Here is a 21,351-nt window from a genome sequence, read left to right on the forward strand (position 1 = left end):
AGTCGTTCTTCCTGTGAACGTACTGCTCCATATCTTACTCATCATGGAGTGGATGTGAACCAGGGAGTTGTCTTGGAAGATCATCATGTTGCTCTTCATCTGGATAAACGAAGGCACTCATTCGTTTTTGCCCTTCTTTCCATTCCGTTGATTTACTTGAAACAGTCTCTTCTTTGTTTATAGCAGAACCAAAAGCCCCTTCAGGAAATTCTTCAGGTATTAGCTCATTTTTCATCCTGTCAACATTGGAAAAGTTGGAATATTTTTTGTTATGCTCTTTTGGCAAGTTTATTCCTCCTTTCACTAAATAGCTTTCTCAACAATTAATAATAATATGATATAGGGGTTAATTAGCTTTCATTTAAAGGGAGTGGAAACGTATTGAAGATCTCAACCATCTTAAAATGGGTCAGTGGGGGACTGGAAGCGTTTTGGGGAATACCAATTATCGGTGGAACCATTATTCTGGCCTATGCCTGGATGCCTTTAATGGTTATGCTCATCCTGCATATTGTTACCCTTGTTTTTTCCGTTCGTGAGCGGGAAAAATTCCATGGGAGTATTCTTGGAATTATTACTTCAACTATAGGGTGGATACCAATAGTTGGTATGATTATGCACATTATTACAGCTGTATTTCTTCTTATTGATGCGTACCATTCAAAAAAATCAAATCAGGATGTAATATAAGTGCGTGTTCAAAAAGGAGGGTGAAAAGGACCGGTCGGCTAAGATCGCAACGTCCTGGGACTGCGGTTACTCGTCCCACCGAAAACATTTGTAGCGAGCGCCGACACTAGCACGTCCTGTACGCCTTAAAGTTCGAGGCGGCGATGCTTTGAGTAGCGGACCCCGAGCGTGTTTTGGTGACTTCTACGTTGCCCACAGGACAAGGAACACTTCGTCAGCGATACATCGCACGCAGAAAAAGTGCTTTTCTTTTTCAAGGACGTAGGCGGTTTTAATAGAAGGTCCTCACCATACGTAAGCAACTAAAAAAGCGAGCCAACGAAGAAATTCGATGTGTCTTTTTTACCGGACTTTTTGAATATCCTCTATAGAAGAATCTTGCCAGTTTTGCTACGCTTACTCTTCGCAATTGATATAAATTCTAATACAAGTGAGTGCACTGCCCGATTCTCACCCGGGCAGTTTCGCACCTAAGGATACCACTTCAGCCTCTTAGAAGAAAAGACTTAATCCCAATTGGTACATCTCTCATACCCACGGAATCGCTTTTCTATCAGTCTTCCCAAACGGAATATGGCATCCTCATTACCGATGGAACTCATAATTTGTATACTAATAGGCATACCCATATCATCTGTTGCAACGGGAATGGTAAGTGATGGTAGTCCCCAAACATTTGCATAAGCTACATATGGCATGTACTGTAAAAAAGTTTTACGTATGGAAAAAATCTCATGATAAACCTGTCCATGTATTGGAGCACTTTGGTAATATACTGGGAATATGAGTAAACGATTTTTTAGATAGTCCGCTAACCGTTTATCTCCTTGATTCAAGGTTTCTTTAACTTTTAAGATTCTTTTTCCTGAAGGCTTGAATAATTTTGAACCAATAATTCCCCAGGATAAAGATGGGTGAATAGTTGTACGCTGTGTCAACTTTTCCCTAAAAAAGGCACGGTAAACACCTGAACGATCATTACTGTATGCTTCGTGTTCCAGTATATGTCTTCCATCACTTGAGAGGGTGTCCTGCCACATTCTTGCACCATCTTCAAAAAATGGGGGCACGGTGCGCTTCGTTGCAAAAAACTTCTCCAAATAATTTTCGATTGCATCTAGTGCTTCCTTTGTTACAGCTGATAATGGATACTCGATTGTTCCGGGAAGAATCTCTATTTTAAACTCCTGCAGATGCTTGGTTTTAACAACATTTTCAGAAATAATTTGATACATCATTCGCATATCCTGGACCGATTTCCCCATTGGACCGATAGCAAACATTCTTTCGGCCAAAGTTTCCATTACAGATGGAAAATGTCCTTCAGCTGACACTTGATTCATCCCTGGCTTAAATCCAATGACTCCATTAAAATGTGCAGGAATACGAATGGATCCACCAATATCGGAACCAATTCCTGCTGCAGCTCCCCCTGCGGCAAGTAATGCTCCTTCACCACCACTTGAACCACCAGCGGTTTTGGTTATGTCCCAAGGGTTATTGGTTCTGCCATATAATTTATTTTCCGTTTCCTGACTAAAACTAAGGGCTGGGGTGTTCGTTTTTCCTAAAATGACGGCTCCAGCGGCTTTTAATTTTGAAATGACGTCCGCATCCTGTCTGGAAATGAGGTCCTGACGATGCTCCAATCCCCCAGTTGTTTTCATATTTGAGACATGCAATGCTTCTTTGACACTAATTGGAACCCCATGTAAAAGACCAATGAATTGATTTTTCTTTGCCTGCTGATCAAGTTCCTGAGCTTCTTTTAAAGCCTCTTCAAACCGCTCCTCTACCATTGCATTAATACTAGAATTTACTTTATTAATTTGCTCTATATAATGTGTTACAGTTTCTGAGCTTGTTAAATCACCTTTTTTAATTGCCCCCGCAATGGATGTAGCATCCATGTCTAAAATTGACGTTGTTATCATTCCGTTTCCCTCATTACTTTGTGAATTTTTAACTCGTTTGGAAAGTATAAAATTTTAGCGAAGAAGTGGTTTGACGAAAGTATGTTTTTCTAGAGATAAGAAAGTAAACCACTTGCCACCTGTTACAATTAGGCTAAAGCCTAGGGACTTTGCTGTAATGAAATTTTTAAACGTTATCATTTTCCCACTTATTTTTATATGTATTATGATATGATAAAATTATAGAATGTCAATCGGGGGGGAGCAAATGTATTTTGTAGATAGAACTAAAATTGAAGAAATACTTATATATATGGAAAAAGTACTTCGTGAACTAGATAAGATAACAGTTGATTCGTTTTCTGACAAACTTAGTCAGGAGCGTATGGCCCATGTTTTAATCGAATCAATTTTAGATGTTGGAAATATGATGATTGATGGATTTATTATGCGTGACCCAGGAAGTTATGAAGACATTATTGATATTTTAATTGATGAAAAAGTCCTTCCTGTCAATGAGGAGAAGGATTACAAAGAGGTTATTGGACTGCGTAAGATGCTTGTCAATAATTATATCCATGTGGACAACGGGCATTTGCAAACAGTTCTTTCCAAGAAAAAGGAGATATTAGGACGGTTCAGTTCCCATATTAGAACATATTTAACGAATGAATTGGGAGTTGCGAACGCTTTTTCAAATAAGAAATAAAGGTGATGTAAAATGAAGAAACAAACAACACCAAAGCAAAAATTATTACATATTTTTAAAAAGAATCCTGCCATGACGATTGGGGAAATCATGAAATATTTTACGATTTCCGAAATTGCTGTTCGAAAACATATCCATGAGTTGGAGCAACAGGGCTTGGTTGAGAAAACTTCCCATAAAAAGAAGATTGGAAGGCCATATTTTACATATGATTTAACAAAAAAAGGCCATGATACATTTCCAAATCAGTTAAAAACATTGCCTATTGATTTATTGAGTGATTTAGAAGCCCTTCAAGGCCCAAAGGCAGTCTATGATGTGCTGGAAAAAAGAATGGAAAGAGAGAAGGCCTATTACGAGTCCTGTATTGTCACCAATTCATTAGAAGAAAGAATTCACCAGGTTGCACATATCCAAAATGAAAATGGCTATATGGTTGAGGTGGAGAAAACAGATGATGGTGATTTTGAACTAAGAAATTATAATTGCCCGATATCCAATATTGCATCAACGTACCATCAAGTTTGTTTGAACGAGAAAAAAATGTTGGAGCAATTGTTTTCAAATAGTAAGGTGTCAGCACACTCGTTTATAACAAAAGGCAATCATGTGTGCAGGTGGACGATTAAAAATCCGTCAGCCAATGAATAATTAGGAAATGAGGGCGAAAAATTGAAGCAATATAAAGGATATTTAATTGATTTAGACGGTACGATGTATCTTGGGGAAGAACCAATAGATGCGTCAGTAGATTTTATTGATACACTGGTTCGTAAAAACATTCCATACTTGTTTGTCACGAATAATTCGACAAAAACAGGGGAAGATGCAGCAAATAAATTAAGTCGAATGGGAATCCAGGCAAAGGCAGATCAAATTGTTACCACCAGCTTAGCAACCGCCAATTATATAAAACATCAAAAGCCCAATGCCACTTGTTATGTTATTGGTGAAGAAGGACTGCGTCATGCATTGCAAAAAAGCGGGCTTGAGGTTGTTGATCACGAGAAAGCAGATTATGTCATCGTTGGCCTTGACCGGGGAGTGAATTACGAAAAATTAGCTAAGGCTTGTCTAGCAGTAAGAAATGGGGCAACATTTATATCGACAAATGGTGATGTTGCCCTTCCAACCGAACGCGGTCTATTGCCTGGTAATGGCTCGATTACTTCGGTTATAACGGTTAGTACTGGAGTCGCTCCAACGTTTATTGGTAAACCGGAATCAGTCATTATGAAGGAAGCACTTCATATTATTGGATTGTCAAACGAGGAAACATTAATGGTTGGGGATAATTATGAAACCGATATTAAAGCTGGAATCAATGCTGGGATGGATACACTGATGGTCTTTACAGGAGTAACTCCGTTTTCAGAGTACGCTCATCTGGATGTAAAGCCAACCTATTATGTTCACAGCTTGCGTGAATGGATGGAAAACATTTAAAAAAATTGAGGCAGGCTAAGACATAACTTGGACAAAATAATATAAAAATGGTTCCGAACATGTTTTGATGATTGGAACCATTTTTTTTTGGATTATTTTTCTTTATCTATTGAATAAATGAATTCATGACTGTTTACTTACTCATGTCTACTGCCACGAATGGGAATTTTAATTTTGTATTTCTTTTTCTTTTGTGCCCGAATGAGCCGATGAAATCATCAAAAGGTCGCGTAGAGTTGTTTTACGTACCCGAATGAGCCGATGAAACCATCAAAAGGTAACGTAGAGTGGTTCTACGTGCCCGAATGAGCTCATGGTTTTAGATAAAAGTGATTTAATTAAAGAAAAATCCGAACTGTGATTCGATATTCTTCATTTAGAATTCGAATCACAGTTCGGATTTTTGTATCTTATACCTTTTTTAATTAGGTGCCATTGTACGCTAGTTTTGCCCCAGCCTCGTGTTTTCTAATCATCTTCTTCAAGCTGTTCGTACGTATGTGCAAGACGGCTGGAAGCAGCTGCTGATATTGCTCCAACGATATCGTCTAAAAAGGTATGAACTTCACCTGAAGATTTGTCATTTAATTTTTTTAGAATGCCCGGTTTTTGCTTATCAATATATCCATAGTTTGTAAATCCAATGGAGCCATACACATTGATAATCGAAAATGCAATCACCTCATCTACTCCGTACAATCCTTCATCCTTTTCAATAATTTCCTGAAGTGGCTCTTCTAGCTGTTTTTTCTCGGCTAACATGTCTAATTGTATACCAGTTATAATAGCATTTTGAACTTCTCGTTTGGTTAGCACTTTCTCCACATTTTCTCTGCAAATGTCCATGTTAAGTTTGTCATGATAGGCAGATTGCAGGTAATACACTAATTCAGCAATACTTTCAACGGAAACACCACGTTCTTCTAACAGTTCTCTTGCTTTCTTTTCCAATTCACTAGTTTTAGCCATTTAATCACCTTTTCTTTTTTTGTAGTTAAGATATGTTCTTTCCATACATATAATTTGTAGTAATGGAAAGGAGAGATTGTTTTGCCTTTTAGTGGATTTCTTTCTACGTATTATGGTATCCAAGTTGAAGAAAAAATAGGCTTTGGTCGTGAAGAAGGATATAGAAATGGTAATAATTTCTATTTTATCACTTCTATTGAAAACAGGGAAATGGTTTATTTGGAACAGGCAAGTTTAGCATATTACTTGAAAGAAAACCAAGTGGACCACATTTCTTTACCAATACCCAATCTTCAGGGGGAGTGGTTTACTCCTTACCATGATAAAAATTATATGGTCATGCAGGTAAATAATATGCAACAGGATAATCGAATATCCCATGGGTTAGGGATGGCAGAATTTCATCAGGTCGGAGCACAGTACCAGTATCAGCCAAAGGAAATATCCAGCTATGGAGACTGGAGAAGTTTATGGATTGATAAACTAACTTATTTTGAAGCGAAAATAGAAGAGGAAGCGAAAAATAATCCGTGTGATTATTACCAATTACTAATGGATGTACTGCCATATCTCATTGGTATAAGTGAAAATGCCATTCAATATATACGGGAAAGTGAAACAGAATCGCGATTTCATAAAGCGGATCAGGGAACAATAACCTTTAATCGTTATTCTAATCAGTTAAAGTCATCAGTCTTATGGCCAACTGAATTCGTTTATGATCATCCGGCAAGGGATATTGCGGAATATATTCGTACCTGCTTTCTCTATCACGAACGACAGGAAGAAATCGTTCATTTTGTGGATGACTATCAATCCGTTTCTCCATTATCCATTTTTAGTTTACGTTTAATTTATGGTCGTTTGCTGTTTCCTATTCACCTGTTTGATGTTATATATCGTGGATTTATGGCTGAGGATCTGGATCAATTATATCTTGATTTGCGAGAGCGAATTGATCAACAATCAGATTATGAAAAAAAACTTCGCGGCTTTTATGAAAAATTAGATATTGATTCTAAATCATTGGATATTCCTGTGTTACACTGGTTATAAACACAAATGTAATATAGGAAAGTGAGGCAGTAAAGATGGAAAAACCATTGATCTATATTTCCAGAAAAATTCCAAGTCAACTATTGGAGCCATATCAAACTCAATATCAATTTAGAATGTGGGATGAAGAGGAAGTTCCTGTACCAAGAGAAACGTTATTGGATGAAGTAAAGAAAGCAGATGGGCTCGTTAGTATGCTAAGTGATAAAATTGATGAACAGTTACTACTGGCAGCACCACAACTAAAGGTCGTTGCAAATCTAGCGGTAGGCTATGACAATATTGATGTAAGTGCGGCTAAACATCGTGGTGTGGTGGTAACGAATACTCCCGATGTTTTAACCGAGACAACGGCTGATTTAGGATTTGCATTGTTAATGGCGACTGCAAGAAGAATTATAGAAGCGAACAACTACATAAAAAAGAACCAATGGGAAAACTGGGGACCATTTTTATTAGCCGGCTCTGATATTCATCATAAAACGATTGGAATCGTTGGTATGGGGAGAATTGGAGAGGCAGTGGCAAGACGGGCAAAAGGATTTGGCATGTCTATTCTGTATCACAACCGCACAAGAAAAAAGGATGCTGAGAAAATGTTAGATGCTCAGTATGCTGGGTTTGATGAGCTTTTACAGAAGGCAGATTTTGTAGTATCTGTTGTTCCATTAACAGATGAAACACGTAAAATATTTAATAAAAATGCTTTTGAGAAAATGAAGGATTCTGCCATTTTTATCAATATATCCAGGGGAGCGACTGTTGATGAGTCCGCTTTAGTGGAAGCATTGAAAACCAAGCAGATTCGTGCTGCAGGGTTGGATGTATTTGAAGAAGAACCGATTGACGGCACACATCCGTTGATGGAACTGGATAATGTAGTATGTTTACCGCATATTGGTTCGTCAAGTGTAGAAACACGAACAAATATGATTGAACTTTGTCTTGATAATGTGGATCGTGTTATACAAAGAAAAGAGCCAGTAACACCGATTTAGGAAAGAACAAAAGCGCAAGCGCCCGTTTAGCGACGTACGGTGGTGAGGGAGGCTCGCTGGGCGCTGGAGCTGGATGTGGCTACTTATAGTAATAAAAATTATTCACAGGTTTTACATTTTATAATTTCCTAAGCAATAAAAAAGGCAGGAACGATCCAATTCGTTCCTGCCTTTAGCTATATGTTGTAATTAGAATACTTGTTCGATTTCTTTTACTCCAGGTACCTCTGAAGTAAGTGCACGTTCAATACCAGCTTTTAAGGTGATTGTAGAACTTGGGCAGTTTCCACAAGCGCCCATTAGACGAAGAAGAACGATACCATCCTCATCTACATCTACTAATTCTACATCTCCACCGTCACGTAATAAGAATGGACGCAATTTGTTTAATACTTCTTGTACTTGTTCATACATATCCATCTTCTCCTTTCCCTGTCTATATTATAAAATGTATTTGTAAAAAAATCTATTCGAATTTTCCAGAGGAGCTCAAAACATCTATTTAGTTACTTTTATTTTATCTTTATATCAACATTTTGTAAAATAAAAGTAATTGGAAGTATGGGAGGTTTTACGTTTGGAGAAAGCAAAAGTTAAGATTACAATATATGGAGCAGAGCAAATTTGCGCAAGTTGTGTTGGTGCACCGAGTTCTAAAGATACGTATGAATGGCTTCAAGCAGCGATAGGAAGAAAATATAAAGATGATCATATTTTATATGAATATGTAGATATTAATGAACCACCAAACGATGAAAAGCATCAGCAATTTGCAAGACGGATATTCGAGGAAGATTTGTTTTGGCCGGTAGTTATGATTAATGATGAATTGGTTGCAGAAGGAATCCCACGTTTAAAGCCAATTTACCAGTCATTGGAAGAACATGGATTGAAACAACAATAGAAATGAGGGGCAATGATGGAAATCCCATTTACAAAAATGCATGGACTAGGTAATAATTATATTTATGTTGATTTATTTAAATTTAATTTGAAAGAAGAACTTCTGCCGGAAATTGCACAGGCAGTTTCTAATGTGAATACAGGAATTGGCTCGGATGGATTAATCCTTATTCATCCGACAGACGATGCAGATGTTGGTATGCGAATATTTAATAAAGATGGCTCGGAAGCGATGAGCTGTGGCAATGGACTTCGCAGCACTGCAAAATATGCCTTTGAAAATGGTATTGTGAACAAGAGAAAATTTCGGATTCAAACGAAGGCAAACATTGTGGAATCTGAAGTATTTATTAAGGATGAAGCGGTTCGGGAAATTACCATTAACATGGGGAAACCGATTTTAAGACGATCAGACATTCCAATGAAAGGAAAAGATGCAGACACTGTTATTGCAGAGCCTTTTACAGTAAAAGAGAATGTTGCGTTAGATGTTACAGCCGTATCCATGGGAAACCCGCATGCAGTCTTTTTGGTAGATCGTATTGGGGATGCGCCACTTTACGAATATGGACCAGTTATTGAAAAAGATGAACGTTTTCCTGAAGGGGTTAATGTGGAGTTTATTGAAATCGTTTCTGACAAGGAAATCAACTTTCGCGTATGGGAACGTGGATCTGGTGTGACACAGGCATGTGGAACTGGTGCATGTGCATCGGTAGTAGCTGCTGTATTAAATCAGAAAGTAAAACGCAATGAAGAGGTTATTGTTCACTTGGATGGTGGAGATTTAACGATTAAATGGGACGAAGAAGGATATGTTTGGATGACTGGTGGAGCGGAAGTCATTGCCTCTGGAATCTATCAGTATGAGGCATAATTTATGGGAAGTATTGTGTCAGCTAACAATCGCTAAGAAGTGAAAATGATTAAGTGATAAACTTACTGTTAGAGCTTTACAGATTGAAGATTCAATTTACCATAATCTTACTGGCAGTAAAAGCGTGAAAAATCAATTAGTTGAAGTACATTGATGAACTTTGTATACTAATATTAATAAGATGAATGAAGGAGGTCCGTGGGATGATGGTTATTCATTTAACTGAACAAGCAAGTACGCGTATTAAAGAAATGATGCAAGATGAAAGTGAAAATGTACGTCTTCGTTTCGGCGTAAAAGGTGGCGGGTGCAGCGGATTATCTTATTCAATTGGCTTTGACGAAGAAGTGAATGAAGAATTGGATATACAAGAAGAAGTAAATGGAATTCCGGTTGTCATCCAGTCACAGGATGTTCCTATTATTGAGGGGACAACGATTGACTATAAAGAAAACATGATGGGTGGCGGATTTAGTATCGATAATCCAAAAGCCGTCTATTCCTGTGGTTGCGGCTCTTCGTTTAGAACAAAGGAAGTTGTTGGGACACCAGGAGATTGTTAATGAAATCCAGAACGCTTTTCTTAAGTGTTCTGGATTTTTTTTGCAAAAATCCCCTTTATTATTCATTCATAATTACCCGAGATCGAAAAGATTTGTTGCTTTAGTCACTATATACATAAACCGCGAACTAACTTTAGATGATATTGGAGCTTAATCTACCGCTACGGAAATACACTACGCTATCCGTGGGCTGCTGGTGAGCCACCACGTGCTGACACGTCTTTAGGTGATTAATTGGCTGAAAGACCCCCACTTTAAGAATGATAAGCGAGGGTCTTACAGCCAGATTTGTTCATTGAACAACTAGTGGGGAGATGAAAAAAACTGGTTGAACAATCATTTTATAGGATTATTGTTCTAATGTGCTTGTTCCTTGGATAGCAAAAATTTATTGTAAAAAAATTTTAGAATAAATCCAAATCAGATGAATGTTTTGGCTGAACCCTTGCTTTTGGATCAATATAGCGTTTTGCATTATTGATGGCTGTTGGTCCTTCGCCAAATCCGGTGGCAATTAGTTTTACCTTCCCGTCATATGTACAAATATCTCCTGCAGCATAAATTCCCGGAATGTTAGTTTCCATTTTAGAATTTACAACAATACTGTTTTTCTCGATATTTAAGCCCCAGTCTTTGATTGGCCCTAATTTCGAAATAAAGCCATAGTTACATATAATGGAGTCCGGCTCCAATTCAATCTGGTTTTCGCCTTTTACTTCCTGTAAAATTAAGCGGTCAATTTTATCGGAAGTGGTAATATCTGCTGCTACATATGGTGTTAAGATATCGACCGTAGAGGCATGGAGTTGTTCAACGCTGTGTTCATGTGCTCTAAATTGATCACGCCGATGAACCAATGTTACTTTTTTTGCAATTGGTTCAAGCATTAATGCCCAGTCGACTGCAGAGTCTCCACCGCCCAATAGAACAACATGCTGATCTTTAAACTGATTCATGTCCCGAACATAGTAATGAAGATTAATTCCTTCAAATTGTTCGCTTTCCCCAATGTTTAAACGGCGAGGCTGAAAGGCACCGTTACCAGCGGTGATAATCATCGTCTTCGTATGGTGAACTTCTCCTGTACTGGAAGTAAGCTTAAGAGAGTCATCCTCTTGACGTTCAATCGTTTCTATTGATTGACCAAGAACAATTGTTGGATCAAAAATGCGGGCTTGCTTCTCTAAATTATCTACTAATTCCTGAGCTCGAACTTTTGGAAATCCAGCTACATCATATATATATTTCTCGGGATACAGGGCTGCCAATTGTCCACCAGTGTGAGGTAAACTTTCAATAATTTTCACACTTGCTTGCCGCATTCCTCCATAAAATGCTGTGAATAATCCGACAGGGCCTGCTCCAATAATTGTTACATCATATAATTTCTCTGACATGGCAATTACCCTCACTTTTTCTATTTTTAGTCCAACACAATAGTATCATAAACAAGCTAACGGTGGAATGAATAAAAATCGAATATTATTTTTAATAAGTTTGGACATATTGTAGCATTCCACTTAATATGAATGCTTTTAGAAGAGAATCTTCATTTAAGGTTGAAAAAGAATGGAATACAAGCTATGATAACATGTGGGTTTGTTACAGTATTGTAACAAAATGTTATAAAAACATTACCATTAATTGGATAGATTAATAGTTTTACAATTTTTAGAATTAGAGATGGAAGTGAAATTCATGCATAGACCACATATCGTTATTCTTGGAGCGGGATATGGGGGAATGATGACGGCATTAAAATTACAAAAGCAACTTCATGTAAATGAGGCAGATATAACGCTTGTAAATAAAGAGGATTATCACTACCAGGCTGCCTGGTTACATGAAAATGCAGCAGGTTCCTTACACCATGAACGTACTCGTGTACCAATCAGGGAGATTATAAACGAAAATAAGATTAATTTTGTTTTAGATAAAGTGGTTTCCATTAAACCAGAAGAAAAAAAGGTAAAGTTAATGGAGGAAACACTTTCTTACGATATCCTCGTAATCGCCCTTGGGTTTGAGTCAGAAATGTTGGGGGAGCCAGCATTGGAAAAGAATGCCTTCTCTATTGGTGATATAAATAGTGCAAGACTCATTCGAGAGCATCTGGAATATAATTTTGCCTGTTATCATAATGAAACAGAAAAAAATGATGCTAGGCTTAATATTGTAATTGGCGGTGGTGGGGCGACCGGATCTGAATTTGCTGGTGAATTAGCAGATCGTATTCCTCAATTATGTAAAGAATATGATATTGAAAAGGCGCTTGTTCGAGTCATTATGTTAGAAGCAGAATCATCGATTTTACGTGGATTTGACGAAAAACTGAGACATTACGCAATGAATTCATTGGAATCACGTGGTGTTGAGATTATAACTGGTGCAACACTTAAGGAATGTAAGCCAAATAGTATTGTATATGAAAAAGATGGGAGCTTAGAGGAGATCCCCACTACAACAAAAATTTGGGCAGCAGGTGTACGGGCAAATTCCCTAGTTGAAAAGTCGGGCCTTGGTACGAAGAACGGAAAAGTAGAGGTAACCAAGTATTTAAATGCGTTGGACTGCAGGGATGTTTATGTTGTTGGAGATTGTGCTTATGTCATCGATCAAGAGAGTGGTGAAGCTTGTAATTCAACTGCACAAATTGCCGTTCAGCAAGCATCTGTAGTGGCTCATAATGTGAAGGCAATATTAAAGGAAAAAAAATTAAAACCTTTTGAGCCTAAAATAAAAGGAATGATTGTTTCGTTAGGTGGCTACGATGGTATTGGAGTTATTTTCAATAACCGAAAATTAGTTGGCTGGAAGGCTCCATTAGTAAAAATCTTGATCGATAGTTGTTATTTATTAAAACTAGGTGGGTTGAACCTGGTCATGAAGAAAGGGAAATTTAAATTTTTAAATTATTAAAGTAAAGCAAAGGAAACCTGTGCCTTTGCTTTTTGTGTGAATTCATATAAAATGAAAATGATGTCGATACATAGATAGTGAAGGGAGTTACGTGATTGGTACAATTAATGGTTTCAATTTTATTATATTTTGTTATGTTTTTTGGGATAGCATTTATTGTCAATATGCTTATCCGAAAAACCTGGCTTATGTCGTATCTTTATCCATTTATTATTATTTTAATGATTGATAATCTTTCCACATGGAAATATATTACAAGTCCGGGAAATGCTTTTTCAGAACTGGGTGGAATATTGGGGAATTTAACCGGATATGATATGGTTCTCTTTCTGTTTGGATTCATTGGTACAATTACAGCCGGCATTGTTATGAAACTATTAAGAAAGAGCGGTTATGGCATGTTTTAATAGATTTATATAAAAAATGTGAATAAAATTGTTTAAGATTGGAAATGATGACATCCAGAGAGGTGTTATTCATGAAAATCAAAAATTTTATTCACAGAACCATATTGTCACTATTGTTTTTGGCAGCTTTATATGTGACAGTATCTTCCATTTCCAACATTACTATTTCAGATATGAAAGTTTGGGCAGAAAACATTCAATTAGGGGAAGACAAGCTATCATCCGAGTATAGACAAATAAGGGTAAAAGATAAAGAATTAAATTATGTAAAACCAAAACAAAAATTAATTTCCAGTGATGAAATTGAAGGCCCTAAAACTTTAGAAGAAGCGGTAAATGTAGAACAATATCCGTCTAAAACAGTTGTAGCAACTGGATATACGGCTGGAATTGAGTCTACCGGTAAGACAGAATCGCATCCTCAGTATGGAATTACATATTCTGGGGTGAAAGTGAAAAGAGACTTATACTCTACTATTGCTGCGGACACAAGCATATTTCCTATTGGGACCATTCTATTTATCCCAGGGTATGGATATGGTGTAGTAGCTGATACTGGCAGTGCGATAAAAGGAAATAAGATTGACTTGTATTACGATACCGTAGAAGATGTTTATTCCGAGTGGGGTAAGCAGGAAGTGGAAGTATATGTGGTTGAACAAGGTGATGGAAGTCTGACGGAAGAAGAACTGACAGTATTAAATGAAAATGAAGCATTGCAGGTATTCAGACAGCAAATTGTATCTGAGGAATAAAAGCTAAATAAAGAAGACTCCAAAAGTGGGAGTCTTCTTTTTCTTTTAAAAAAGTGGATAAAGCACAAATGCAACAATGACACCTGTAATTAAACCAAAAAATACTTCACTGGGTTCATGTCCAAGCAGTTCTTTTAATTCCTTACGTTTTTCATATTCTTCTTTTCTGTTCCAGTCTTTAGCGTGCTCGAAAAATAATTGGAAGTCATCAATCAACCGATTCAGGGCTACAGCATGTCTACCAGCATGGCGACGAACTCCGGAAGCGTCATACATTGTGATGACACTAAATATGGCAGCAATCGCAAACATGGATGAGGACACTCCTTCTACCATGCCAATAGCTGTAGTCAGTGCTGCCACAGCAGCTGAGTGACTGCTTGGCATACCACCGGTACTAAAAGCGATACTTGGTGTAAATTCTTTTGTAACTAAAAATTTTATTGGGACTTTAATTATCTGAGCAAAAACAATGCCAGAAAACGCAGCCCATATTGGAAAGTTAGTAAATATTTCCATGTACGTATAAACACCTTCCTAGTCTAATTTTCATTTTTTCTAAGGTAAAACATACTATTTGATCTTTACTAAATTTGAGGAAGAATGTACTTGAAAAGATCATAAATTATCGTCACAAAGTTCAAAAGTATGATAAGTTTAAAAACATATTAGTGATTTCACGTGGTTAACTGGAACGGATTTAAAATTCAATTTATGGGATATGAAACCCGGTAATTGTATATTATGTAGATGTAGTTATTTTACCATACCGATTTAGGTAGGTAAACGAAAGAAAAAAGAGAGTGAAGCCGTGAAAATCTAGGCTGGATGCTTATTTAGAGTTATTTCTTGATAAAAACATTCTTTTTCATAATGGAGTAATTTGTTAACATTGCCGTTCAGAGGTGAGGGAGGTCTCGCTACAGCTTTACAAGTGTAGTGTATTTCCGGAGCGGTTAACCGCACAGAACATCATTTTAAGTTATATGTCGTACTCTGTACATCTTTTAGAAAAAAAGCCAATAAAAAAGACGAGGATATCCTCGTCTTTTATTTAATAATCGTATCTAATGCAATTTCCATCATTTCGTTAAATGTGGTTTGACGTTCTTCTGCTGTTGTCTCTTCCCCGGTTAAAATATGATCAGATACTGTTAATACAGATAATGCATTACGGCCGTATTTCGCAGCAAGTGTATAAAGTGCAGTAGTTTCCATTTCAACAGCGAGCACCTGATAACTTGCAAGCAGCTCATTGATTTCCTGTCCATTATCACGGTAGAACGAATCACTTGTGAAGACATTTCCAACTTGAAGGTTCAATCCTTTTTCATTTCCAATTTCATAGGCATTTTTTAGAAGTTCAAAATCTGCTAATGGGGCGAAATCAATGCCATTAAATATGAGACGGTTTGTTTGAGAATCTGTGGTAGCTCCTTGGGCTAAGATTACGTCACGTACTTTGACATCTTTTTGTAATGCACCACAAGTACCAACACGGATTAGTTTTTGAACATCATATTCACGAATTAATTCGTTCACGTAAATGGAGATGGATGGTACCCCCATTCCTGTTCCCTGAACAGATACTCGCTCACCTTTATATGTTCCGGTAAATCCTAACATACCGCGTACCTCATTGTACTGTTTTACATCTTCCAAAAAGTTTTCTGCAATAAACTTTGCACGTAATGGATCTCCAGGTAATAAGATTTTATCGGCAATTTCTCCTTTTTTTGCCCCAATATGTACACTCATTGAGTATTAATCCTCCTTTACAGTATTCAGTTTCAGAACTAACGGTATCATATTGTAAAAAAGAAGACAAATTTTAGTAAAAGACTCCATTCTTTATATACTTTTTGGTTTCATAAATCAATATAATTGTATATAATAAACATAGTCATTTCGTACATACTATAGTTAGAAACGTACGATCATGAATTTTAAAGTACTGGAAGGATGAATATATTAATGAAAGCACAAACATTTAAAATTACAGCGGAGACTGGAGTTCATGCAAGACCAGCAACATTACTGGTTAATAAAGCAGGGCAATTTGAATCCGAGATTAATGTAAACTATAAAGGGAAGAGTGTAAACCTAAAATCTATTATGGGTGTCATGTCATTAGGTATTCCTAATGGGGCGGAAATTGAAGTCACTGCAGAAGGAAATGATGAAGACGCTGCAATTGAAGCGTTAGCAGAGGTTATTAAAGAACATTTGGGTGAATAATAGATGAACTATTGATACGCCGATTTCCTTAAGTGGGATCGCCATATAAAAAGCTAGAGGCAATCTCTAGCTTTTTACATGGTAATAACGTTTTTTGTAATAATTCTCTTCCAAATTGCTTAATGTTTGTAGAGCTTGTTTATGATAAGCAGTATCTTCCTGGAGCAGTTTTTCTTTGTAGCTGTTCACAGCTTCTTTTAATGATTCTCCATAAGGTGGAACTTCTTCATCATAGAGATGTACAGCAGGTTTCTTTACATTCATTTTCTCCCGATAAAATAATGCTTTCCGTTCATGGAAAAAGACATTCTCCACTTTTCCGGGATTATGCAAATCTCCCTGCATTGGATGTTTATAAACAGATAATACTTCTACAAGATAATTGGCTCCGCGGTCTTCTATGACCCTACCTATGTACGTACCAGAATGATAATGTGCTTTTACAATATCTCCAATGTTTACTTCTGCCATAACATATCACCTCTATTATGTATTTTGCCAAAAATAGAAGGAATTAGCGAATAATAAGATTAGAATGGTTTGGTATATAGTTTATATTTGCTATAATAAGAATGGAAGGAAGGGATACGAATGTATATTTTTATGCCATTTCTATATTTTCCAGAAGATAAAGCAGAATATATTCCTGCAGTTATTTCTTTAGCCGTTTTCATGGCTTTAGCAGGTTTTGCCATGTACTTATTTTATAAAAAGTCCAAGAAAGATGAAGCTGAATTTAACAAAAAATATGAAAAAAGATTGCAGGAAGCTGCTAATCCCCCAAAAAGTGAATAACAAGCATATAAAAATAGTCCTCTAATAGTAAAATGAGGACTATTTTTTGCTTTCGACAAAATTGGGAAGTGCCAGGCACCTAAGGCGGTATAAATTTAATAGTGCTAGTGAATAATAACGGTAAAAGCGACTTACTTTAAAAGGAGTTTAATACATGCGTCTATTTATCTTAGCTTTTACGGTATTATTATTAGCTTCTTGCAATGGAGCGGGAGGAAACGATGAAACAACAAGAACGGTCGAAATGTATAATGGTGCAGGAGATATGGTTGGAACAGCTACATTAAATGAAATGCCTGATGGCGTTCAAGTTAAATTAAAATTAGAAGGACTGGAACCAGGATATCATGGAATTCATGTTCATGAATTTCCTACCTGTGAAGGGCCAGATTTTAAAAGTGCCGGAAACCATTTGGATCCGGAAGGGAATGAACATGGTCTAATGCATCCTGAAGGTGCGCATTTAGGTGATTTACCGAACGTTGAAGCAGATGGTGGGGGCTTGGTGGATGCGGAATTAATGCTTGCAGGTGCTACGTTAGCGGATGGGAAAAAGTCAATTCTCCGCGGAGAAGGAACATCACTTGTTGTCCATGAATCTCAGGATGATGGAGTTAGCCAACCAGCAGGTGACTCTGGTAATAGAATTATTTGCGGGGAGATTGTTGCTGACCCAGATGCTGGTTCAGATTCGAATACACAGGAAACCCCTAGTGACCCTACGGAAACAAATGAAGAACAGGAATAAAAAATAAAAACCCCGCTAACGCTTTAGCGTTACGGGGTTTTTCCAGTAACTATTTTTATTTGTGGTTTACCGCATCGATAATTCGTTTTACACCTTCTTCTATCGTTGCGCGTGGACATGCAATATTCATGCGCATAAATTGTTTTCCTTCTTCTCCGTAATCAATTCCGGCATTTAGGCCAACCTTTGCTTCATGAATCATAAACTTCTTCAGTTCCTTGGCATCTAAACCTAGTGCACTGCAATCAATCCATACTAGGTAAGTTCCTTCAGATCGTATAACTTTTAAATCAGTATTTCTTTGCAATTGCTTTGTTACGTAATTCTTATGTCCTTCCAGCACAGTGTTAAGTTCATCCAGCCACGGAGCACCGTGGTTATAGGCGGACTCTAAGGCTGTATTGGCCATCGTGTTTAGCCCATTACCATGTCCTTGCTTATTAAATTGAGCGATTAATCGGTCCCTTTTTTCTTTATCGCTTGTAATGACATAGGATGCTTCTAAACCAGCCAGATTAAATGTTTTCGATGGGGCCATACAAGTTATTGTATGTTGAGCAATCTCTTCGGAAAGAGAAGCGATTGGAATATGTTTTTCACCTGCAAATACGAGGTCAGCATGAATTTCATCGGAAATAACCAATACATCATGTTTCAAGCAAAGCCTCGCCATTTCTTTTAATTCTTCTTCTTTCCAAACCCTACCTACAGGATTATGTGGAGAACATAAAATAAATGCTTTTACACCGTTCTTTAATTTTTCTTCAAAATCTTCAAAGTCAATCGTGTAATAATTGTCATTTTGAACGAGAGGGTTTTTTACTATTTCTCGGTCATGTGTCTCTATCACTTTGTAAAAGGGGCTGTAGACAGGTGTTTGAATGAGAATTTTGTCTTTTGGGTCTGTAAACGCCTGTACAGCCATATGTAAACTTGTTACAACACCTTTACTGAAGGATAGCCACTCACGTTTGATATCCCAGCCATGTCTCGTTTTTACCCAATTTACAATGGAGTCTTTTACATCATTATCAACAACGGTATACCCGTAAATACCATGCTCTGCACGTTTTATTAAAGCTTCATTGACTTCCTTAGGTGCTTTAAAATCCATGTCAGCAACCCACATTGGTAATACGTCTTCCGTTTGAAAAACAGCTTTGCGCATATCCCATTTCATGGAGCGGGTTTTTAGTCGATCATGTACTTCTTCAAAGATACTCATATGTATATGTAAACCTCCTAATTGTTAATTATTGATTATTATTATATCAGAAAAAGAGTGATAAATTGAAAAAAGTCTCTTAGAAAACGAACACATTCGCTTGTCCCTAAGTGTATGTGTTTGTTTTACTTAGCAGGTAATCCAACTTTCAATTTATACTCTTCTATGAGCAAAAAAAAAGCAAAGCGTCGAAACGCCTTGCATACAGGGGGAATACGAGAAAGTCTTACGTTATTAGTTATACCCATGTATAAAAATTATAAACCTATTTTCCGAAAAAAATTTAAAAAAGTTTTTTTGTTGTTGATTCATTCGTTCATTCTTAGTTGAAATGAACAACAGAGAGGTTGGAGATAACTGTTAAATATATGGTGCTGTAATTTGAGAATCATTGTAATCATGAAAGATGGGGTTTGGAAATGATGATGGATATGTAGAGGATAAAGAAAAGCACCTCATATTAAAGTGAGGTGCTTTCTTTATTAAAGACGTTTTTCCAATTCTTCTTTTTCACTTTCAAATCCAGGTTTACCTAATAGGGCAAACATATTTTTCTTGTATGCTTCTACACCTGGTTGATCGAATGGATTTACACCCAATAAATATCCACTCATACCGCAAGCTTTTTCAAAAAAGTATACTAGGTAACCAAATGTATAGGCATCAAGTTCGGGTACTTCCACAATTAGGTTAGGAACGTCACCATCCGTATGTGCAAGCATCGTACCTTGGAATGCTTTATCATTGATTTCATGAATGGTTTTACCAGCTAAGTAGTTTAAGCCATCCGAATTGTTTTCTTCTGCTTCAAGTGTTAAGTCTTTTTTCGATTTATTTACATGAAGAATGGTTTCGAAAATATTGCGGCGTCCTTCTTGAATATATTGACCTAGTGAGTGAAGGTCAGTTGTAAAGTTAGCAGAGGAAGGATAAATCCCTTTTTGGTCTTTTCCTTCACTTTCGCCAAATAATTGCTTCCACCATTCAGAGAAATATTGCAAGCTTGGTTCATAGTTAATAAGAAGTTCTGTTACTTTCCCTTTGCTATATAATACATTCCGAACTGCTGCATATTGGTATGCTGCATTTTTATCTAAAGATGGCTCTGAAAAATCGTTCATCGCATCTTTTGCACCTTGCATCATATCATCTGTATTTATTCCACTTACTGCAATTGGAAGCAAGCCTACAGCTGTTAATACGGAATAACGGCCACCTACATCATCAGGAATAACGAATGTTTCATAGCCTGCTTCATTTGCGGAAGTTTTTAATGCGCCTTTTTCTTTATCTGTAGTTGCATAAATACGTTTTTTCGCTTCTTCTACACCATATTTTTCTTCCAGGTATTTTTTGAAAATACGGAAAGCAACAGCCGGTTCTGTTGTTGTTCCACTTTTTGAAATCACATTGATGGAGAAATCTTTATCTTTTAACACATCAAATAATTCACTCATGTATGTAGAACTTAAATGATGACCAACAAAAATGATTTGTGGAGCATTTCTTTCTTCCTTAGAAAGTAGGTTTTGGAATGAATGGTTTAGCATTTCCAGGGCGGCTCTCGCACCCAGGTAAGATCCGCCAATCCCAATTACAAGCAATACATCGGAATCTTTCCTAATTTTACTAGCTGCCGTTTTAATGCGGGAATATTCTTCTTTATCGTAGTTTTCAGGTAGGTCTACCCAGCCTAAAAAGTCACTACCAGCTCCGGTTTTATTATGTAACATGTTGTGTGCTGATTCTACAAAGCCACTAAGGTTGTCCAATTCACTTTGATTGAAGAACGATAATGCTTTATCATATTTAAATGAAACATGTGTCATGGTGAATCCTCCTCATAATAAGATTTAAGTATTTATACATATACATACTTTATCGAATTCAACATCGTAAATCAAGAAAGAGATTGTAAAATAATGCACAAATGAGGGAATTTTTGTAAAAAAGCCCGGATTCGCTCCTGTTAACGTCTTACCTAAACATGAAAGATTTCAAGTTAATGAAGATTTAACTTTGCAGTAGATATAAAGTACGAACTAGTATAGTGTTCCGCCCGATTCCGCTACAATCAACCATTTTAATAGTAATTAACCAACAGATGGTATAAGGCAACAATTATAATATGTTAGGAAGT

At 36.9% G+C, this 21,351-nt stretch carries 25 protein-coding genes; 15 read left to right on the forward strand and 10 right to left on the reverse strand.

Translation table 11 applies throughout. The features are described 5' to 3' along the window. Positions 1-34 precede the first annotated feature (34 nt). Positions 35-286 (reverse strand): hypothetical protein, encoded by a 252-nt coding sequence (locus GMJ66_RS01215; protein WP_407939175.1) that lies wholly within the window; start codon positions 284-286, stop codon positions 35-37. A 95-nt stretch (positions 287-381) separates the two neighbouring features. On the opposite strand from GMJ66_RS01215, the gene GMJ66_RS01220 reads away from it, so the two are divergent. Then, complete coding sequence (locus GMJ66_RS01220) at positions 382-690, forward strand: hypothetical protein (protein ID WP_156288518.1); 309 nt, start codon at positions 382-384, stop codon at positions 688-690. A gap of 506 nt (positions 691-1,196) precedes the next feature. Here GMJ66_RS01220 and GMJ66_RS01225 read toward each other — a convergent pair. Beyond that, positions 1,197-2,624, reverse strand: coding sequence for an amidase (locus GMJ66_RS01225; protein WP_156288519.1), 1,428 nt, complete (start codon positions 2,622-2,624; stop codon positions 1,197-1,199). A 247-nt stretch (positions 2,625-2,871) separates the two neighbouring features. Here GMJ66_RS01225 and GMJ66_RS01230 point away from each other — a divergent pair, with 247 nt between their 5' ends. From GMJ66_RS01230 to GMJ66_RS01240, 3 genes are read left to right on the forward strand one after another with little or no spacing between them, the layout of a single operon-like run. After that, positions 2,872-3,312, forward strand: a complete 441-nt coding sequence (locus tag GMJ66_RS01230; protein ID WP_156288520.1) for a DUF86 domain-containing protein — start codon at positions 2,872-2,874, stop codon at positions 3,310-3,312. A 12-nt stretch (positions 3,313-3,324) separates the two neighbouring features. Then, on the forward strand, positions 3,325-3,963 hold the full coding sequence (locus GMJ66_RS01235) for a helix-turn-helix transcriptional regulator (protein ID WP_156288521.1): 639 nt from the start codon (positions 3,325-3,327) through the stop codon (positions 3,961-3,963). A 21-nt stretch (positions 3,964-3,984) separates the two neighbouring features. Further along, positions 3,985-4,758, forward strand: coding sequence for a TIGR01457 family HAD-type hydrolase (locus GMJ66_RS01240; RefSeq protein WP_156288522.1), 774 nt, complete (start codon positions 3,985-3,987; stop codon positions 4,756-4,758). A gap of 468 nt (positions 4,759-5,226) precedes the next feature. Here the strand turns inward: GMJ66_RS01240 and GMJ66_RS01245 are convergent, their stop codons facing one another. Beyond that, positions 5,227-5,727, reverse strand: a complete 501-nt coding sequence (locus GMJ66_RS01245; protein ID WP_156288523.1) for a phosphatidylglycerophosphatase A family protein — start codon at positions 5,725-5,727, stop codon at positions 5,227-5,229. An 81-nt stretch (positions 5,728-5,808) separates the two neighbouring features. On the opposite strand from GMJ66_RS01245, the gene GMJ66_RS01250 reads away from it, so the two are divergent. Both GMJ66_RS01250 and GMJ66_RS01255 read left to right on the forward strand, forming a co-directional pair. Next, a complete protein-coding gene (locus GMJ66_RS01250; protein WP_156288524.1) occupies positions 5,809-6,783 on the forward strand; it encodes a protein kinase family protein in 975 nt (324 codons plus the stop codon). A gap of 35 nt (positions 6,784-6,818) precedes the next feature. Beyond that, entirely contained in the window at positions 6,819-7,781 is a 963-nt protein-coding gene (locus GMJ66_RS01255) for a 2-hydroxyacid dehydrogenase (protein WP_156288525.1), read from the forward strand. Between the two features lie 189 nt (positions 7,782-7,970). Here GMJ66_RS01255 and GMJ66_RS01260 read toward each other — a convergent pair whose 3' ends face one another. Beyond that, positions 7,971-8,195, reverse strand: a complete 225-nt coding sequence (locus GMJ66_RS01260; RefSeq protein WP_085991476.1) for a NifU family protein — start codon at positions 8,193-8,195, stop codon at positions 7,971-7,973. Positions 8,196-8,358: 163 nt separating this feature from the next. Here GMJ66_RS01260 and GMJ66_RS01265 point away from each other — a divergent pair, with 163 nt between their 5' ends. The 3 genes from GMJ66_RS01265 to GMJ66_RS01275 all read left to right on the forward strand — a co-directional run bounded on the left by GMJ66_RS01265 (position 8,359) and on the right by GMJ66_RS01275 (position 10,124). Continuing rightward, positions 8,359-8,685, forward strand: a complete 327-nt coding sequence (locus GMJ66_RS01265; protein WP_156288526.1) for a YuzD family protein — start codon at positions 8,359-8,361, stop codon at positions 8,683-8,685. A gap of 12 nt (positions 8,686-8,697) precedes the next feature. Continuing rightward, positions 8,698-9,561 (forward strand): diaminopimelate epimerase, encoded by an 864-nt coding sequence (dapF, locus tag GMJ66_RS01270; protein WP_156288527.1) that lies wholly within the window; start codon positions 8,698-8,700, stop codon positions 9,559-9,561. Between the two features lie 206 nt (positions 9,562-9,767). Then, positions 9,768-10,124, forward strand: coding sequence for a HesB/IscA family protein (locus GMJ66_RS01275; protein WP_156288644.1), 357 nt, complete (start codon positions 9,768-9,770; stop codon positions 10,122-10,124). A gap of 404 nt (positions 10,125-10,528) precedes the next feature. Here the strand turns inward: GMJ66_RS01275 and GMJ66_RS01280 are convergent, their stop codons facing one another. Then, positions 10,529-11,521 (reverse strand): NAD(P)/FAD-dependent oxidoreductase, encoded by a 993-nt coding sequence (locus tag GMJ66_RS01280; RefSeq protein ID WP_156288528.1) that lies wholly within the window; start codon positions 11,519-11,521, stop codon positions 10,529-10,531. Between the two features lie 301 nt (positions 11,522-11,822). On the opposite strand from GMJ66_RS01280, the gene GMJ66_RS01285 reads away from it, so the two are divergent. From GMJ66_RS01285 to GMJ66_RS01295, 3 genes are all read left to right on the forward strand, one after another. Further along, the gene (locus GMJ66_RS01285) at positions 11,823-13,043 is read left to right on the forward strand and encodes an NAD(P)/FAD-dependent oxidoreductase (RefSeq protein WP_156288529.1); all 1,221 of its coding nucleotides are present in this window, start codon (positions 11,823-11,825) and stop codon (positions 13,041-13,043) included. Positions 13,044-13,138: 95 nt separating this feature from the next. Then, the gene (locus GMJ66_RS01290) at positions 13,139-13,450 is read left to right on the forward strand and encodes a YuiB family protein (RefSeq protein WP_156288530.1); all 312 of its coding nucleotides are present in this window, start codon (positions 13,139-13,141) and stop codon (positions 13,448-13,450) included. Between the two features lie 71 nt (positions 13,451-13,521). After that, complete coding sequence (locus tag GMJ66_RS01295; protein WP_156288531.1) at positions 13,522-14,205, forward strand: 3D domain-containing protein; 684 nt, start codon at positions 13,522-13,524, stop codon at positions 14,203-14,205. A 45-nt stretch (positions 14,206-14,250) separates the two neighbouring features. Here the strand turns inward: GMJ66_RS01295 and GMJ66_RS01300 are convergent, their stop codons facing one another. Then, positions 14,251-14,724, reverse strand: coding sequence for a divergent PAP2 family protein (locus tag GMJ66_RS01300; RefSeq protein ID WP_156288532.1), 474 nt, complete (start codon positions 14,722-14,724; stop codon positions 14,251-14,253). Between the two features lie 531 nt (positions 14,725-15,255). After that, complete coding sequence (gene deoD / locus GMJ66_RS01305; protein WP_156288533.1) at positions 15,256-15,963, reverse strand: purine-nucleoside phosphorylase; 708 nt, start codon at positions 15,961-15,963, stop codon at positions 15,256-15,258. A 216-nt stretch (positions 15,964-16,179) separates the two neighbouring features. Here deoD and GMJ66_RS01310 point away from each other — a divergent pair, with 216 nt between their 5' ends. Beyond that, entirely contained in the window at positions 16,180-16,443 is a 264-nt protein-coding gene (locus tag GMJ66_RS01310) for a phosphocarrier protein HPr (protein WP_156288534.1), read from the forward strand. A 66-nt stretch (positions 16,444-16,509) separates the two neighbouring features. On the opposite strand, the gene kapB is transcribed toward GMJ66_RS01310, so the two are convergent. Next, entirely contained in the window at positions 16,510-16,914 is a 405-nt protein-coding gene (gene kapB / locus GMJ66_RS01315) for a sporulation phosphorelay system protein KapB (RefSeq protein WP_156288535.1), read from the reverse strand. Positions 16,915-17,034: 120 nt separating this feature from the next. Here kapB and GMJ66_RS01320 point away from each other — a divergent pair, with 120 nt between their 5' ends. After that, the gene (locus tag GMJ66_RS01320) at positions 17,035-17,238 is read left to right on the forward strand and encodes a hypothetical protein (protein ID WP_231514776.1); all 204 of its coding nucleotides are present in this window, start codon (positions 17,035-17,037) and stop codon (positions 17,236-17,238) included. 154 nt (positions 17,239-17,392) lie between these two features. Beyond that, the gene (locus GMJ66_RS01325) at positions 17,393-17,986 is read left to right on the forward strand and encodes a superoxide dismutase family protein (RefSeq protein WP_156288536.1); all 594 of its coding nucleotides are present in this window, start codon (positions 17,393-17,395) and stop codon (positions 17,984-17,986) included. Between the two features lie 55 nt (positions 17,987-18,041). On the opposite strand, the gene GMJ66_RS01330 is transcribed toward GMJ66_RS01325, so the two are convergent. Continuing rightward, positions 18,042-19,211 carry a MalY/PatB family protein gene (locus tag GMJ66_RS01330; RefSeq protein ID WP_156288537.1) on the reverse strand — a complete coding sequence of 390 codons (1,170 nt, stop codon included), beginning with the start codon at positions 19,209-19,211 and terminating at the stop codon, positions 18,042-18,044. A 482-nt stretch (positions 19,212-19,693) separates the two neighbouring features. Further along, positions 19,694-21,040, reverse strand: a complete 1,347-nt coding sequence (locus tag GMJ66_RS01335; RefSeq protein WP_156288538.1) for a glucose-6-phosphate isomerase — start codon at positions 21,038-21,040, stop codon at positions 19,694-19,696. Between the last annotated feature and the right edge of the window lie 311 nt (positions 21,041-21,351).

Origin of the sequence: Oceanobacillus salinisoli (genome assembly GCF_009733865.1) — a bacterium.
Lineage (GTDB): Bacteria > Bacillota > Bacilli > Bacillales > Amphibacillaceae > Oceanobacillus > Oceanobacillus salinisoli.

Bases quoted from the DNA above. Each gene is read 5' to 3' on its own strand.
- GMJ66_RS01295 (WP_156288531.1), top strand. From the start codon at position 13,522: ATGAAAATCAAAAATTTTATTCACAGAACCATATTGTCACTATTGTTT.
- GMJ66_RS01225 (WP_156288519.1), bottom strand. From the start codon at position 2,624: ATGATAACAACGTCAATTTTAGACATGGATGCTACATCCATTGCGGGG.
- GMJ66_RS01275 (WP_156288644.1), top strand. From the start codon at position 9,768: ATGGTTATTCATTTAACTGAACAAGCAAGTACGCGTATTAAAGAAATG.
- GMJ66_RS01235 (WP_156288521.1), top strand. From the start codon at position 3,325: ATGAAGAAACAAACAACACCAAAGCAAAAATTATTACATATTTTTAAA.
- GMJ66_RS01255 (WP_156288525.1), top strand. From the start codon at position 6,819: ATGGAAAAACCATTGATCTATATTTCCAGAAAAATTCCAAGTCAACTA.
- GMJ66_RS01330 (WP_156288537.1), bottom strand. From the start codon at position 19,211: ATGAGTATCTTTGAAGAAGTACATGATCGACTAAAAACCCGCTCCATG.
- kapB (WP_156288535.1), bottom strand. From the start codon at position 16,914: ATGGCAGAAGTAAACATTGGAGATATTGTAAAAGCACATTATCATTCT.
- dapF (WP_156288527.1), top strand. From the start codon at position 8,698: ATGATGGAAATCCCATTTACAAAAATGCATGGACTAGGTAATAATTAT.
- GMJ66_RS01280 (WP_156288528.1), bottom strand. From the start codon at position 11,521: ATGTCAGAGAAATTATATGATGTAACAATTATTGGAGCAGGCCCTGTC.
- GMJ66_RS01230 (WP_156288520.1), top strand. From the start codon at position 2,872: ATGTATTTTGTAGATAGAACTAAAATTGAAGAAATACTTATATATATG.
- GMJ66_RS01325 (WP_156288536.1), top strand. From the start codon at position 17,393: ATGCGTCTATTTATCTTAGCTTTTACGGTATTATTATTAGCTTCTTGC.
- GMJ66_RS01300 (WP_156288532.1), bottom strand. From the start codon at position 14,724: ATGGAAATATTTACTAACTTTCCAATATGGGCTGCGTTTTCTGGCATT.
- GMJ66_RS01285 (WP_156288529.1), top strand. From the start codon at position 11,823: ATGCATAGACCACATATCGTTATTCTTGGAGCGGGATATGGGGGAATG.
- deoD (WP_156288533.1), bottom strand. From the start codon at position 15,963: ATGAGTGTACATATTGGGGCAAAAAAAGGAGAAATTGCCGATAAAATC.
- GMJ66_RS01310 (WP_156288534.1), top strand. From the start codon at position 16,180: ATGAAAGCACAAACATTTAAAATTACAGCGGAGACTGGAGTTCATGCA.
- GMJ66_RS01260 (WP_085991476.1), bottom strand. From the start codon at position 8,195: ATGTATGAACAAGTACAAGAAGTATTAAACAAATTGCGTCCATTCTTA.
- GMJ66_RS01335 (WP_156288538.1), bottom strand. From the start codon at position 21,040: ATGACACATGTTTCATTTAAATATGATAAAGCATTATCGTTCTTCAAT.
- GMJ66_RS01245 (WP_156288523.1), bottom strand. From the start codon at position 5,727: ATGGCTAAAACTAGTGAATTGGAAAAGAAAGCAAGAGAACTGTTAGAA.
- GMJ66_RS01320 (WP_231514776.1), top strand. From the start codon at position 17,035: ATGTATATTTTTATGCCATTTCTATATTTTCCAGAAGATAAAGCAGAA.